This is a genomic window from Chitinophaga sp. (assembly GCF_017745275.1).
Classification (GTDB): Bacteria; Bacteroidota; Bacteroidia; order Chitinophagales; family Chitinophagaceae; genus Chitinophaga.
Map to the genome: position 1 here is coordinate 298051 of NZ_JAGHZS010000003.1, position 16698 is coordinate 314748.

Genomic DNA, 16698 nt, shown 5'->3' on the forward strand with positions numbered 1-16698 from the left:
ATGAAAAAATATATCATAGGCATATTTGCGGCAGCTACCCTGTTACAGGCATGTTCCGGTAAATTGGATCTGAAGCCAAGTAACTCGCTGCCAATAGAAGACGCATTGGGAGATTTGCCGGCAATACAATCTGCTTTGGCTGGTACTTACGATGCATTGCAGCAGAAAGAATACTACGGTCGTAACTATTGGTTGATGACCGAATTGAGCGGTGATAACGTATACCTGGCAGCTAAAAACAGTAACCGTTTTATATCCAGTTTTAAGCGCGAATACAACGTACAGGATGCAGATGTAGCAGACTTCTGGAAAACGGCCTATAAATCTATCCTGGGGGCTAATAACATCATCAATAGTGTAGATGCTGTTGAGGGTGACCAGGAAAAGAAAAACGTGGCAAAAGGGGAAGCATTATTCATCCGTGCACTGGCTTATTCAGACCTGGTAAATATGTTTGCGAAACCTTATCGCAACACTAATGGCAGCCAGCCTGGTGTACCGGTTAACTTGAAATTTGAGCTCGTAAAAACACCACGTAGTTCTGTAGCTGATGTATACACCAGGATTATTACTGACCTGACAGAAGCTAAAAAATTGCTGGTAAATGTAGGTGCAGACACTAAGTACCACGCCAGCCAGTATGCAGCATCTGCATTGTTGGCAAGAGTATATTTAGCTAAAGGAGATGATCAGGCGGCTATTGATGAAGCTACAAAAGTAATCAACGGAGGCTTCTCATTAGTACCGGCAAATGCCATCCCTACATTTTATAATGCACCTGGCAGTTCCGAAGAAATTTTTACACTCAGATTTGTGGGAACAGCGGAAGACCTGGGATCCGATAACATTGGTATGATGTATCTGAAACCTGGTTATGGCGATGTACGTGTATCTCCAGACCTGTACAATACCTTTACCGCTACCGATGTACGGGAAAAGCTGATCGGTATTTTTTCAGACGGTAGCACTGGCGAAAGAACTAACCTGAAATTTGCGGGGCAGGAAAGTATTGCCGGTATGCACAGCCCTAAGCTGTTGCGCCTGGCTGAAATGTACCTGATTCGTGCAGAAGCATATGCACACCTGCATCAATCCGCTAATGCCATCAGCGATCTGAACACCCTGAGAGCACAAAGAGGTCTGACTCCATTAGCCGGTGTTGCAGATGGTGATGTGTTGGATAACGTGCTGACTGAAAGCAGAAAAGAATTCATGTTTGAAGGTCATCGTTATTTCGATCTCCTGAGAAATGGTAAAGATGTGGTGCGTAATTTCTGTCACAGCACATTGGAAATAGCAGCGCCTTGTACTATTGGAGCTACTTCTCCGATTGCTATCTGTCCTATTCCCCAGGTGGAATTGAATACTAATCCAATTGAACAGAATCCTGGTTATGGCCAATAAATAATTGATGTTTTTGCAAATGAAAGGAGGATGCCGTTAGGTATCCTCCTTTTTTTATAGGTTAAATTTACATATTGTAAATAAAATATGTGTGTGAAATATATGTAATCATTCTTATCATCTCATTCAACTTTTCCAAATAATCACGTGTTATCACCTTTACTTAGTAAGTATCTATATACTGTTATATGCAGCTATTGTTTTAATAGCTGATTGTATTTTATGTGTTGACTTCATGTACTACTATATTCTTTATAACTAAAAATCGTTAACTGCTTTCTTGTCAATCAAAATAAACCGCTTATGAAAAAAGAGCTACTTCTATGGCTGCTTTTGTGTACTGGCGTTCTCAACGTATTTGCACAAACGCGATCGATCACTGGAAGGGTTACTGACGCAAAAGACGGCTCCGCGCTGCCTGGGGTAACAGTTGTGGTAAAAGGCACCACCAAAGGTGTTTTTACCGCCGGTGACGGTACTTATAAAATTGCTGCTGATAATGGGGCTGCATTGGTTTTTTCATTCGTAGGATACCTAACTAAAGAATCGCTGGTTGGATCGAACAATGTGATTGATATCACATTGGAAGCCGACAAAAAGCAACTGGGTGAAATTGTAGTCACTGCCGTAGGTATTAAGAGAGATGAAAAGGCATTAGGGTATTCTCTCACGCAGGTAAAGCCAGATCAGATTCTACAAAAGTCGGAGCCAGATATGTTAAAGGGCTTGCAGGGTAAAGTGGCTGGGGTGGATATCCGGAGCTCTCAGGGTACACCAGGCGCTGCCACCCGCATCAACATCCGCGGTAATACTTCTTTCTTTGGAAAAAATGAGCCGCTGATAGTGGTGGATGGTATTCCATATAACAACGACCAGGTAACAACCTCCGCACAAACTTCCGGCGGTGGTGCTTATTCCAGTGGATTGTCTTCTCTTGATCCTAACGACATTGCCTCTATGAACGTGCTGAAAGGAGCTGCTGCGGCTGCTTTGTACGGATCAAGAGCCTCCAATGGCGCTATTGTAATTACTACTAAATCCGGTAGTGCCGGCAGAACCAAAAAAGGATTGGAAGTTTCTTACAGCTCTTCGCTGGCATTTGAAAAAGTGGCGGGCTTACCCGATTATCAAAATGATTATGGCGCCGGATCTTCTTTTAAATATTCCAATGCCAATGGCTCCTGGGGACCAAAGTTTGGTACACGGGATTCTATCCCTGCGTGGCCTGACTACCTGGGCGCCTATCCGGAATTATTTTCTTCTACCGGACAAACACCTTATAGAGCCTATCCTAATAACGTAAAAGATTTGTTCAGAACAGGAACGATGTTTGAAAATTCTGTTTCTGCTAATGGAGGCACAGAAAAAAGTTCCCTGAGTATAACTGCTTCTTACCTGAGCCAGGATGGATATGTTCCCCGCTCCAGCTTCAACAGGGGTAGTTTGAGTTTGGGTGGACAAACCAAACTTGATATGGGTTTAACAATCAGTGCACAATTTTCTTATTCCCGCAGTAACCAGGTAGGTAGCCCGTTTGGTGAAAACCAGGTGGATGGCGCTGCCTCCTCTTTTGCCAGAAACCTCTTCCTGGCCAGGAACTGGAATATTGCCGGACTACCCGACCATGATGCCAATGACCGTTCTATCACTCCTATCGGCACCCAATTCGATAACCCGCTATGGTCATTCCGGCACAATACCATCACTACTAATACCGACCGGTATGTAGCAGGTATTAAGTTTGGTTATACGGTAGCCGATTGGTTAGCACTTTCCTACCAGATAGGAACCAATACCAACAACCTTTTCAGACGCGAAATAACCGACATCGGATCACGTGCTGCGGAAGGGTTGGGTAGAATAATAGAAGATAATTACCAGTACCAGGAAATAGAATCCAACCTCATTGGTACCATCACACCTAAGTTCAGAAACCAGGACTTCGATTTCAAAGCCATTGTTGGCCATAACGTAAACCAACGTACTTCTCGTGATAGATTATTCCTGGGAAATGAAATTGTATCACCAGGTGTTTATACACTGGATAATACCAAAACGGTGTTACCTAACGGAGGGCTGTATTCTCAAAGAAGACTATGGGGTATCTTTGCAGACCTTGAATTTGCGTACAAAAACTGGGCGTTCCTTTCTGTTACAGGGAGAAATGACTGGTCTTCCACACTCCCATCTAATAACAGAAGTTATTTCTACCCAAGTGTATCAGGATCGTTTGTATTTACACAGGCGTTTGACTTAAAAAGCAATGTGCTCACCTTTGGTAAAATCCGCGCCAGTTGGGCAAAAGTAGGTAGAGACGCTGATCCGTATTCACTACAGAATATTTTCCGGTTGAACAGCCCTATCACGGGCGTTTCGGGGGTAATTCAATCACCTACTGCCAATAACCCTAACCTCAAACCTGAGTTCACAAGAGACGTGGAAGTAGGAACAACACTCGAATTTTTTGAAAGAAGAATCGCGTTGGATTTCGCCTGGTATAGCAGGAAATCTTCTAACCAGATTGCTCCTATCACCCTGCCAGGTTCTTCCGGATTTACACAGTTCTATGAAAACTTCGGGGAAATATCCAATAAGGGTATAGAAGTGGATTTGAATGTAGTACCTGTAAGAACGAAAGATTTCACCTGGACCATACACTGGGTATTCACTAAAAACAAAAGTGAAGTGGTATCGCTTTTACCAGGTGTAGAAAGAATCCCGTTGTTTAATGTACTCAATACCATATCTCCCTACCTGGAGCCAGGAAAGCCTTTCGGCTACCTGAGAGGAACGGTGGATTACCGCGATGATCAGGGAAACCTGCTGATCAACCCAAAAACAGGTTTATTGATCAGGAATCCTGAACAAGCTATGATTGGAGATCCTAACCCGGACTTCAAAACAGGGGTTAATATGGGTTTCAACTATAAAGGTATTTTCCTGAACGCCTTGTTTGATCTGACCAAAGGAGGTGATATGTATTCTGTAACCACCACTAGCTTGATGGGCCGCGGTGTAACCAAGGATACGAAAGACCGCGAAGCAGGTTATGTAATACCAGGTTTCTATGGAGATGCGAATACGGGTAAGCCTATCCTGGATAGTAAAGGAGAGAAAATACCCAATACCACCAGCATCAGTTTGCGTGAAATGTATTTTGGAGAATCATTTGCGATTAACGCAGCTACCGAGTGGAATGTATTTGATGCTACCGTATATACTTTCCGTGAATTGACAGTAGGTTATGATCTTCCGAAAAACTGGTTTAACAAAACACCGATTGGTGGTATAACGGTTACTTTAACAGGAAGGAATTTATGGTACGTAGCGCCTAATTTTCCAAAGTACACCAACTTCAATCCGGAAACCAACAGCTTTGGTAATACCACCACCCAGGGAATTGAATTATCCAGTGCACCTACCACCCGTAGGTATGGTATTAACCTGAAAGTGAATTTCTAATTATCAACAAGTCAAAACCGGAATTTATGAAAAGATCGATATATGTGTTTTTAGGGACGTTGATATTATTGACGGCGTGCACTAAAAACTTCCTGGATATAAACAAAGATCCCAACTACGCTGCCAAAACATCGGAAAATCGTTTGCTAACAGCAGCAGAGCAGGGACTCTCCTACGCATTGGGATTTACCAATGACAACAGAGGCGCAAGAGGATTAACAGAGGTACTGTCGGTATACATGCACCAGGTGGTAGTAAGAGAAGATCCTGATCAATATGGTTCTGATGGAAATGATATTAACCTTACGGGCTCCTGGACCGATATGTACAGCAGCTCACAGGCACAGGTTGGGTCTGATGTATTGGGTACTTTGCAGAATGTGGAAACCATTATTTCCCAGGGAACAGCCAATGGAAATATGGTGTACGTAGGGATCGCAAAAATTATGAAGGCATATGCGATCAGTCAGTTTGTAGATGCTTTTGCAGATGTACCTTTTTCAGAAGCGAATCAATTTTTGGTAAATGGTGTGCCTAATGGTATCCGGTATCCTAAATATGATAAAGGAGCAGATATCTATCCTAAATTATTTGCATTACTGGATGAGGGTATCGCTAATTTAAAGGTGAGTGCTCCCAACCTGCTTACGCCTGCCGGTGATGATCTTTTCTATGGTGGAGATGTAGATAAGTGGGCTAATCTGGCCCGTACTATCAAGCTCAAATTGTATAACCAGGTAAGGTTAGTACAGAATGTTTCTACGCAGGTGGCTGCATTGGAAGCAGAAAATAAAATGATCAGTAAAACAGCAGAAGGTTTTATGTTTTACTACGGCAGAAGTACTACTCCGGATGACCGTAATCCCGGCTATAACGATTACTTTGCCACCCAGCGTTCTCACTACATGAGTCCCTGGTTTTATGAAATATTAAGAGGGTATAATAAGAATATTTTTACCAACAACAGGGACCCGAGAATTCCATATTATTTCTATGAGCAGTTACATTATAACGATGCAGCAGAAAATGCTACAGATTATCGGGATAGTGGATTTGTAGCCATTGCTTTTGGATCTGTGGGTGTAAATCGAAATTTCGGACAGGATGGATCCCTGACTATATTTGGGATTTATCCGGTAGGGGGAAGATATCAGGCAGTAGACGATACCGCCAGTATTGATGCCTCTATGGCAACCGGTGCGGCTCCATTCAGAATGCTGACTTATGCAGACCGGCTTTACATTGAAGCGGAGTTGATGTCGGCAGGTGTGTTGGCCGGCGATGCAAGAGCGAGACTGGTAGAAGCGATGGCAGAGTCATTTAAGCAAGTGGATTATGTAGTAACGCTGGCATCCAAACAACAGGGAGTACCGGTGATTGCAGGAAGCGCTGATGAAGCGGCTTATACAGCAAAGGTGCTGGCTGAATATGATGCAGGTACGGCGGCAAAAAAACTGGAAATCATTATGACTCAGAAATGGATTCAAAGTTTTGGCAGCAGTGTTGATCAGTATACGGATTATAGAAGAACCGGTTATCCTGTTCTTTTCGATCCCAGAAATCCGCAAATGGCGCCTGGAGGATTCTTCCAGCCGCCTTTAAAAGGTGATCCTACTATTTCCGGAAATCAGCCGGCAGTACCGGTAACGTTGAGTGTTAATTACCCGCTGTCGTTGCCATGGAGTAGTTTGGATCTGAACGTAAATAAAAATGCACCGAAACAGAAAATACCATCTAATTACCCGGTGTTCTGGGATAAGAATTGATTGTTGTCGAAAAAAATTATGCTATGAATAAAGTAACAGCTTTTATTATAACAACGTTGCTTACCGGAATAATAATGACCGGATGCAAGAAAGATCAGAATCCGCGGCTGCCTGATGATACAAAAAGCGCGGCCCTTCCTTTGGTTAAAGCAGATAAAGGATCCAGTACTACGATTAGTGATATTGCTACTTTTCAGGGCAAATTCAGTGTAGGACTTTATTTCGCTGATAAGGAGCAGCCGAAGAAAATGGATGTGGTAGTAGCATTGAATAAAGTATATACAAATGTAAAAGTGTTGAAGGCAGATGTAACTACCTACCCTACTTCTTTTACCGTAACTGCACAGCAACTGGCCGACTTGTTTGGCGCTAAGGCAGATACGCTGCCCAATGGTACCACGTTTGAAATAGGCGCTAATGTGTTCATGAGTAATGGGCTGATGGTACCGATATTTAATCCATATGGTTCCTCCTATGGTCCGGATGCGAGTAGCTATACCGGCTCCAGTTTAAAGGTGACATATAAGATTGACAGATAATTGAAACTGGTTATTAATGTTGTAAAGCTGCCTCATATTGAGGCGGCTTTTTTATTTTTTATTTTGCATAGTAACACGAACATGTTATTTTGTGGCGTTATGGTTTCGTTAAATTTGCGTTAAACATGGAAATTTCGCCATCGACAACCACGATGTTTTCTTCTGTGTTACAACTGAATGAACTAATTGGTGTTAACGTACGCGTTTTTTTTGTAGGACATTTTTGCTTAGGGGAACTAGTTACAACAAACTTTTTCCATTTTAGAATTTATTGAGGTGATCACTTGTAAGCCTGGGATAGCATTCCGGCGGGAAATTTATTTCTCCGGAGGTATTGCGATCTCTCTGTATTACCATGATTAATTAAAATTAACGGGCTATTAAGGCGTACCTGTCGCCATAATACTCTGGCTAACTTGTTTATTTTTTGAATTGCTTATGAGATAACATTTGCTGTACTGTAAAGTAGGTCGCTACGTTGGTTATACACGTGGCGTTTGTTATTTCACATAAATATATCGGCGTAAAATAAAGGTAGGATGCCTAATGGAATTGCTATGCCTGTAATGGATCTTTAGCTGTAGTAACAATTATTTCAAATCTAAATCGCTTATGAAGAAAGCAGTATTGTTCTTGCTTATTGCGGCCATCAGCGTTGTTCAGGCGCTGGCCCAAACGCGGCCAATCACCGGTAGGGTGACTGATGCCAAAGATGGTGCACCTTTGCCGGGTGTAACCGTTAAAATCAAAAATACCAATACTGGTACCACTACTAACGGGGATGGTAAATTCACCCTGAATGTATCTGGTAATCCTGTATTGGAATTTACGTTTGTAGGCTTTGCCTCTAAAGAAGTAGCTACTTCCGGGAAAAACAGCATTGACGTAAAGATGGGTGCTGATGAGAAAGCACTGAGTGAAGTGGTGGTAGTAGCTTATGGTACTACTAAGAAAGGCTCCAATACCAGTGCTTCTACTCAAATCGATAGCAAGAAATTTGCTACCAGGTCAATTTCAAACGTTGCTTCTGCATTGGATGGAGCTGCTCCTGGTATCCAAACCAACGCGGGAAGTGGTCAGCCAGGTGATGGCCCAGCTATCCGTATCCGTGGTTTTGGATCTGTAAATGCTTCCAGCGATCCTTTGTATGTAGTGGATGGAGTACCTTACTCTGGTAGCCTGAGCAGCTTGAACGTAGCTGACATCGAAAGCATTTCTGTGCTGAAAGATGCATCTTCTTCTTCCCTCTACGGTTCCCGTGCAGCTAACGGTGTGGTGATTGTAACTACCAAGAAAGGAAAAAGCGGACGTAATCAACTGCAGGTAACCGCTGTACAAGGCTTCAACAGCCGTGGTATTCCTGAATACAGCAGGCTGAATGCACAACAATACTATCCCATTATGTGGGAAGCACAGCGCAATGCTTTAGTAACTAGTGGCGTCGCACGTGATGTAGCTAACAAACGTGCTTCCGGCCTCGTAGCTGGTGCAAAAAGCATCAAAGATATGTTGGGATACAATCCATTCAATGTAGCTGACAATGCAATTGTTGATACTAATGGTGTATTAAATCCTAATGCGAAATTGCTCTATCCGGATGATCTGGACTGGGAAAAAGCGGTTACCCGTACTGGTGCCCGTGGCGAATATGGTATCAACTACAGCGGTGGAACAGAGAAAACAGATTACTTTGCTTCATTGAACTACCTGAGCGATAAGGGTTATGTGATCAATTCTGATTTCCAACGTATCAGCGCCCGTTTGAACGTAAATACACAGGCTACCAGCTGGTTCAAAACCGGTGTTAACATCGCAGGTACCTTTGTAAAATCAAACCAGACAGATGTTACCAGCAGTACTGCTTATGTAAATCCCATTTTCTTTGCCCGTAACATCGGACCAATTTATCCGGTATATCAACATGATGCAACCGGTGCTTACATATTGGACAAAGATGGTAACAGAATTTTTGATGCGGGTGGGTCACGTGGCGCTGGTGCGTCCCAGGGCCGTAATACAGTTGCTGAAAACCTGCTGAATGATAATTCTTTCACCCGCAATGTTCTCAGTGGTAGAACATTTGGCGAAATCACCTTCCTCAAGGACTTCAAGTTTACTACCAACCTGAGCGTGGATATCGCTAACTACAGGGGTAATACTTATTGGAACACATTGATAGGTGATGGTGCTCCAGGTGGTTTGGGTGCCCGTACTAATACTCAAACCAGCAGCTACACACTGAACCAGTTATTAAACTATAACAAAAGCTTTGGTGCTCATACACTGGGTGTGTTAGTAGGTCACGAGAACTATGACCAAACTGTTTATCAACTCTATGGTGAACGTCAGTCACAGATCATTCTGGGTAATTCCGAACTCTATAATTTTACGACTACTAATAACCTGTATTCTTACAAAAGACTGTATAGAACAGAAGGATATTTCTCCCGTGTGAATTACGATTACAATGAGAAGTATTTCGTATCTGCCTCTATTCGTCGTGACGGTACTTCCCGGTTTTATACAGACAACCGCTGGGGTAACTTCTACTCCGTTGGTGCTGGCTGGCGTCTGGATAAAGAAGAGTTCATGCATAATGCCGGTTGGGTTAATATGTTGAAACTGAGATCTTCTTACGGTACTGCAGGTAATGATGCCGTACAGGAAGTAGATGCCAACGGTGTAGTAACGCCAATATATTTTGGATGGCAAACACTCTATAAACTGGGTTATAACAACGCACTGGAACCAGGAGTATTCTTTACCAAATTAGGTAACAAAGATATTCAGTGGGAATCTAATAAAAGCTTCGACGTAGGTGTTGACTTTGCTATCCTGGATAACAGATTATCCGGTAGCATCGAATATTTCAGCCGTCAGTCAGATAACCTGTTATTCGATTTACCATTACCACTTTCCAGCGGTATTAATGTTAAAACTGTGAACGTTGGTACCATGGTGAACAGAGGCGTGGAACTGCAGTTAACAGGTGAAGTTTTCCGTAAGAAAAACTTTGGCTGGACAGTAGATCTGAACCTGAGCACCGTTAAAAACGAAATCACCAAATTGCCACAGAAAGAAATCATCAATAGCACCAAGAAACTGTCTGTTGGTCACTCTATCTATGATTACTGGTTACGTGACTGGTATGGAGTGGATCCTACTGATGGTGCTGCATTATATGTTGCCGCTAGCGGTACCGGTGCTGGTGTTCGTGTAATGAAAAATGGGGATACTGTAACTACCAACATTAATAACGCTAAGTATCACTATGCTGGTAGCGCTATCCCTAAATTCTATGGTAGCATCACCAATACATTCAACTACAAACAATTCCAGTTGTCATTCCTGGTATCCTTCCAGGTGGGTGGTAAAATATATGACGCAACCTATGCATCTCTGATGAATGCGGGTAGCTATGGACAGGCTTTACATACAGACATTCTGAAACGCTGGCAGAAACCTGGTGATGTTACAGACGTACCACGTATGGACCAGAGCCAGACTACCAACTTCAATGCTGCCACTTCAGATCGTTGGTTGACTGATGCCTCTTTCCTGAACATCAGGTCAGTAAAACTGGGTTATACCGTTCCCACAGCTTTTGCTAACAAAGCACACGTGAGCGCAGCCAACGTGTTCCTGAGTGGTGAAAACCTGGCACTCTTCAGTGCACGTAAAGGAATGAACGTAGCACAAGCCTTTACCGGTGTTACTTCGAACGTATACATGCCAGCTCGTATCATCAGTGCAGGTTTGAACATTACACTCTAAAATTTGAAAGAATGAAAAGGATACTTTATATATTCATTGCTTTTGCAGTATCCGGCGTGTCGCTGACGTCCTGCAAAAAAGATTATCTTAACACCAGCCCTACCGAGGCGGTGGAAGTAGGCGATGTGTTTGTTGACATGAAGGGCGCATGGGCTGCCTTGAATGGTATTCACAGAGCGATGTACAAAGATTATGATAGCCAGGATCAAACTGGTCAGACTACCATTATGATCGACGCAGATATGATGGGAGAAGACCTGGTGATGACCAGTGCGGGTAACGGTTGGTGGAATGCTTCCTACCAATGGACCATGCATCGTAACACCAGTGCAACACACCTGAAATTTGTTTACTACTTCTATTACAGGATCATTGCAAATGCCAATAATATCCTCGACAGAATTGACGGCATACCAGGCAGTGACACCGATAAGAAAGCTATCAAAGGTGAAGCGCTGGCTTATAGAGCATGGGCACATTTTCAACTGGTACAGTTATTTGGAGAGCGTTATGACGCCACTAAATCTAACACACAGGCAGGTGTACCGCTGATGACTAAGTTCACCATCGAGCCACAACCAAGAGCTACTGTAGCAGACGTATACACCCAGGTAAATAAAGACCTGAACGATGCGTTAACCAATATGACCGGTTATTCCCGTGTTTCTAAATCTCACTTTGATACAATTGTTGTATATGGTATTAAAGCACGCGTTGCTTTAGCGATGCAGGATTGGGCTGGTGCTGCTACCAATGCAGAAGTAGTGATTAACAAAGGTGGTTATAAGCTGATGGGTACCACAGAATATGTAAGAGGATTTAACAATGCTGACAACGCAGAATGGATCTGGGCCAGCCGTCCAACTGATGATCAGACTACTGCGTTCAATGGATTCTTCGCTTACATGTCTTTGAACTTCAGTTCTTCCAATATCCGTAGTAATCCAAAAGCAATCAGCAAAACGCTGTATGCTAATTTAAAGGCAACAGATGTTCGTGCTCAACTGTGGGATTCTACAGGTAAGAAATTTACTGTGCCTACTGAGGCATTCAAGAAATATCCTTACATGAACCAGAAGTTCCTGGCTAAAGGACCTAGCAGCAGTGTGGGTGATGTTACTTACATGCGTTTGGCTGAAATGTACCTGATTGATGCAGAAGCAAAAGCACAGCAATCAAAAGATGCTGAAGCGGCGGATGCGTTATTCACACTGGTAAGTGCGCGTGATAATAGCTATGTAAAATCAACCAATACAGGTCAGGCACTGAAAGATGAAATATCTATCCAACGTCGCCTTGAACTGTGGGGTGAAGGCTTCCGCTTCTTTGACCTGAAACGTAAAAACGAATCAGTTGACAGGAGTGGTTCTAACCATGACGCTGCCCTGGCATTGGTATTGAAGCTGCCAGCAGGCGATGCAAGATGGCAATGGCTGTTCCCTCAGGATGAGTTAAATGCGAATCCTAAGATTGTACAGAACCCATAATAATTGTGATTAACACCTGTATAAAAAAACCTCACTGGATATTTCCAGTGAGGTTTTTTGTTTATGAAGATGAATACCTTATTTCAGTACCTCTTGTAACTTCGCTTCCAGCGCAGGGCCTCTCAGGTTAGCAGCAATTACTTTGCCCTGGGGATCCAGCAGGAAATTAGTAGGAATTGCATTGATGCCATATAGTGGCACTACAGCAGAATCCCAGAATTTAAGATCACTTACATGGTTCCAGGCCAGGCCGTCTTCTTTAATTGCCTGTTGCCATTTATCTTTTGTTTTATCCAGTGATACGCCCAGTATGGTGAAATTTTTGCCTTTATATTGCTGATAAGCTTTCACTACGTTCGGGTTTTCCTGGCGGCATGGACCGCACCAGCTGGCCCAGAAATCTACCAGTACATATTTACCACGGAAGGAACTGAGACTAATCATTTTACCGGTAGGATCAGGCAAGGTAAAGTCAGGTGCTACCTGGCCTACTTTAACAGCGGTTGGCTCTTCGCCACCGGCTGCATCGCTGCCGCCATCCTGGTGTGATTTTTCCAGTTCTGCAATTTTATCGGTCATGCTTTTCACCAGCGTATTCTTAGGAAAGCGGGTGGTGAGGTTGGTGAACACTTGTTTGTGTGCTATGATTTCTTCCGGGTTTCTTACCTGGCTAATCGCAAATACCGCATTGGCGGGATTTTTTGTTTTATCGGCCATCAGGAAGAAACTGTTCTCGAAATCTTTTTCTTTTTTCTGGAAAGCCGCCAGCTTAGGTTGGAATACGCTATCTGGCAAGGCCCCGTGCAGGCTGTCCAGCTGACGCATTTCTTCCGTGAGTGAAATAGATTGTTTGCTGATATCGCCTAAAAACTGTTGCAGTTCGGCGGTAGGCTCGGAACCAGTTACTTTTACCTCTTCCAGTTTATCTATATCACCATCCAGTTTCATATCACCAGCATCGAGCGCCAGCAATACAAACTTGCCATTGTCGAAGCGGATGCGGTACAGGCCTTGTTCTGCGACCATCCCTTTCAGTGAAAATTTTCCACTGGCATCTTTCACATTGGCAGAATCTACCACTTTCACGTTATCCAGGGTGAGCTCTTCCAGTACCACCGGACCTAATGGAAGATTGCTAAAATGCCCGTCTATCTTAAAAGCTCCTTTTTCCGTTTGCCCGGCACATCCTGCCAGGAAAGCCCCGGCGGAAATCCATAATAAGTGTTTTTTCATGCTGTTGTTTTTTTGAACATTCATCTGACCAATGCTACTCAATATAGGTTAATTATAAATAATGGTTTTTCAGCCCTTCAGCTTTTCGGCCAGTAATTCGTTAGTAAGACGCGGATCAGCCTTGCCTTTGGAGAGCTTCATTACTTCTCCTACAAACAAGGACATCAGGCCTTTTTTACCCCCTTTGAAAGCGGCTACTTTGTCTGGATATTTAGCCAGCACTTCATCTATGATGGGAGCAATATTATCTGCGTTATTGTCTTGTAATAAATTGAGCCTGGTAGCTATTTCCATCGGGTCGGCGGGCGACTGTATCATTTCCGGCAATATGCGGGAAGAGGCGATAGAGAAGCTTACTTTGCCGGCATCTGTCAGGCTGATCAGGGCGGCCAGTGCTGCTGGTGTTACCGGGAATGTGCTGATATCCGCCGAATTTTCATTCAGCCAGGATTTCACCGGACCCAGCATCCAGTTGGCGGCTGCCTTATATTGTGCAGTTACTGCAATCAGGCTTTCATAATAATCTGCCGTAGATTTATCATCGCAGATCACGCGGGCATCGTATTCCGGCAAGCCAAATTCCGTAGTATACTTGCGGATCAACTCTTCCGGCAGCGCTGGCAGCGTAGCCCGGATACCGTCAATGAAAGCATCGGTGAGGCGGAATGGTGCCAGATCAGGCTCAGGGAAGTAGCGGTAATCATTAGCTTCTTCTTTAGAGCGCAGGGAAAAGGAGCTGCCGTTGGAGGCGTCAAAGCTGCGGGTTTCCTGTATCAGTGTGCCGCCGCCTTCAATCAGGTCAATCTGCCGCTTTACTTCATTATCTATGGCCCGCTTTACGTTGCGGATAGAGTTCATATTTTTCACTTCCACCTTAGTACCCAGTGTGGTACTGCCTTTCAGCCGAACGGAGATATTGGCGTCACAGCGCATACTCCCTTCTTCCATATTCCCGTCACATACGCCCAGGTAACGTACCAGCCGGCGCATTTCAGTCAGATAGGCATAGGCTTCATCGCTGCTATGCATGTCCGGTTCGGTCACTATTTCCACCAGTGGCACGCCCGCACGGTTATAGTCTACATAGCTGTTGTAAGGATCCTGGTCATGCAGCAATTTACCGGCATCTTCCTCAAGGTGAATGCGGTTTAACTGCACGTGGCGGGCACCCGCATCTGTAACAATGGCAATATAGCCGCCTTTACAAATGGGCGCCGTATGTTGGGATACCTGGTAGCCTTTGGGCAAATCCGGGTAGAAATAGTTTTTTCTGGCGAAATAGTTATCCTTCTCAATTTCGCAATGACAGGCCAGGCCAAGTTTGATGGCATATTCTGCCGCTTTACGGTTCATGCGGGGTAAAGTGCCCGGATGTGCCATCGTAATAGGACTGATATGCGTATTAGGCGCGCCGCCAAAGGCTGCGCTATCGCTGCAAAATAGTTTACTTTCAGTAAGCAACTGGGCATGTACTTCCAACCCAATTACTGTTTCATATTTGCTGTATATGTCGCTCATATTCCATGCTGATTCCCACAAATATATTCAAATAATGCCGTGATTTCAGGCTATTTGGTGCCAATAAAATCCTAAATTGAGTCAGGAACAACTAAAACAGCTTCCCTATGATCAGTAAGGCCCAGGTAAGTCAGCTTTATCAGGCGCAGCAGGTGTATTTCGACTCTGGCGCCACACTTCCGTATTCTTTCCGGAAAACCCAGTTGAAAAAGTTGAAAAAAGCCATTCAGAAATACGAAGAAAAAATCATTGCGGCCTTGCATGCCGATCTGCACAAGCATCCGATGGAGGCCTATGGCAGCGAGGTAGGATTTTTATATGAGGAAATCAGCTATATATTAGATGGGCTCAAACAGTGGATGGAACCGGAAGTGGTTACCTCTCCCTTTGTCACCTATCCCAGTAGCAGCCGGGTATATAAACAGCCCCTCGGCCTCACCCTGATCATTGGGCCCTGGAATTATCCGTTTATGTTGCTGATCAGCCCATTACTGGGTGCTATTGCGGGAGGTAATTGTGCTATTATTAAGCCTTCGGAGATGGCTCCACATACAGCCGCCGTAGTGGCCGATTTAATTGCCGATACTTTTGATCCGGCTTATGTTACGGTTGTTCCTGGTGATGGCATGGAAGTGATTCCCATGTTGATGAGCTTCCGCTTCGATCATGTGTTTTTTACCGGCAGTATTCCGGTGGGTAAAAAAATTATGGAGATGGCCGTTCCACATCTGACGCCGGTAACGCTGGAGTTGGGAGGTAAATCGCCCTGTGTGGTTGATGAAAAAGTGAATGTAAATGTAGCAGCTAAACGTATTGTTTGGGGCAAATTCTGGAATGCCGGCCAAACCTGTGTGGCGCCCGATTATTTGCTGGTGCATCAAAATGTTAAGGAAGCACTGGTGACAGCATTAAAAGCCGCTATTACAGAATTTTTTGGAGATGATCCCGCGGCCAGTGGCGATTATGCCCGCATGATTAATAGCAAACGTTTTGATACGGTAGCTACCTACTTAAAAGAAGGACATATCCTGCACGGTGGCCAAACCAACCGCGATCAACTATATATTGCCCCTACCCTGCTGGATGATGTGGAATGGACCGATCCGGTGATGCAGGATGAAATATTCGGCCCAGTATTACCTATTCTTACTTACACGGATTTATCCCAGGCTATACAGGCCATTAAACAACTCCCTTATCCGCTGGCGTTGTATGTATTTACGAACAGTAAGAAAACAGAAAAAATGCTGATAGAGCAAGTGCGTTTTGGCGGAGGCTGCGTGAACAATGCATTAGTGCATCTTACCAATCCTGAATTGCCCTTTGGTGGTGCGGGTTACAGCGGTATGGGCAAGTATCACGGTAAATACAGTTTCGATACGTTTACACACCAGAAAGGAATGCTCAAAACAGGCACCTGGCTGGATGTACCTACGAAATATCCTCCGTTTAAGAATAAGCTGAAACTGATGAGGATGATCATGAAATAAGCGGAAAGTATAAAGCCAAAAGCTA

General features: G+C 44.0%; 9 protein-coding genes. 7 read left to right on the forward strand and 2 right to left on the reverse strand.

From position 1 onward, the window contains the following. The 6 genes from J7623_RS10720 (at window position 1) to J7623_RS10745 (ending at window position 12432) form a co-directional block, all read left to right on the forward strand. Window positions 1-1404, forward strand: coding sequence for a RagB/SusD family nutrient uptake outer membrane protein (locus tag J7623_RS10720; protein WP_291920017.1), 1404 nt, complete (start codon window positions 1-3; stop codon window positions 1402-1404). A gap of 303 nt (window positions 1405-1707) precedes the next feature. After that, complete coding sequence (locus J7623_RS10725) at window positions 1708-4866, forward strand: SusC/RagA family TonB-linked outer membrane protein (RefSeq protein ID WP_291920020.1); 3159 nt, start codon at window positions 1708-1710, stop codon at window positions 4864-4866. A gap of 26 nt (window positions 4867-4892) precedes the next feature. Further along, window positions 4893-6632, forward strand: a complete 1740-nt coding sequence (locus J7623_RS10730) for a SusD/RagB family nutrient-binding outer membrane lipoprotein (RefSeq protein ID WP_291920021.1) — start codon at window positions 4893-4895, stop codon at window positions 6630-6632. 23 nt (window positions 6633-6655) lie between these two features. After that, window positions 6656-7171: a hypothetical protein gene (locus J7623_RS10735; RefSeq protein WP_291920023.1), complete on the forward strand. Its 516-nt coding sequence runs from the start codon at window positions 6656-6658 to the stop codon at window positions 7169-7171. 612 nt (window positions 7172-7783) lie between these two features. Continuing rightward, window positions 7784-10945, forward strand: coding sequence for a TonB-dependent receptor (locus J7623_RS10740; RefSeq protein WP_291920025.1), 3162 nt, complete (start codon window positions 7784-7786; stop codon window positions 10943-10945). A gap of 11 nt (window positions 10946-10956) precedes the next feature. Beyond that, window positions 10957-12432: a RagB/SusD family nutrient uptake outer membrane protein gene (locus J7623_RS10745; RefSeq protein ID WP_291920029.1), complete on the forward strand. Its 1476-nt coding sequence runs from the start codon at window positions 10957-10959 to the stop codon at window positions 12430-12432. A 78-nt stretch (window positions 12433-12510) separates the two neighbouring features. Here J7623_RS10745 and J7623_RS10750 read toward each other — a convergent pair whose 3' ends face one another. Both J7623_RS10750 and gatB read right to left on the reverse strand, forming a co-directional pair. Beyond that, window positions 12511-13665, reverse strand: a complete 1155-nt coding sequence (locus J7623_RS10750; RefSeq protein ID WP_291920033.1) for a TlpA disulfide reductase family protein — start codon at window positions 13663-13665, stop codon at window positions 12511-12513. Window positions 13666-13734: 69 nt separating this feature from the next. Next, complete coding sequence (gene gatB, locus J7623_RS10755) at window positions 13735-15183, reverse strand: Asp-tRNA(Asn)/Glu-tRNA(Gln) amidotransferase subunit GatB (protein ID WP_291920036.1); 1449 nt, start codon at window positions 15181-15183, stop codon at window positions 13735-13737. A 107-nt stretch (window positions 15184-15290) separates the two neighbouring features. Between gatB and J7623_RS10760 the strand changes: the two genes are divergently transcribed. Next, window positions 15291-16673 (forward strand): aldehyde dehydrogenase, encoded by a 1383-nt coding sequence (locus J7623_RS10760; RefSeq protein ID WP_291920039.1) that lies wholly within the window; start codon window positions 15291-15293, stop codon window positions 16671-16673. Window positions 16674-16698: the final 25 nt, after the last annotated feature.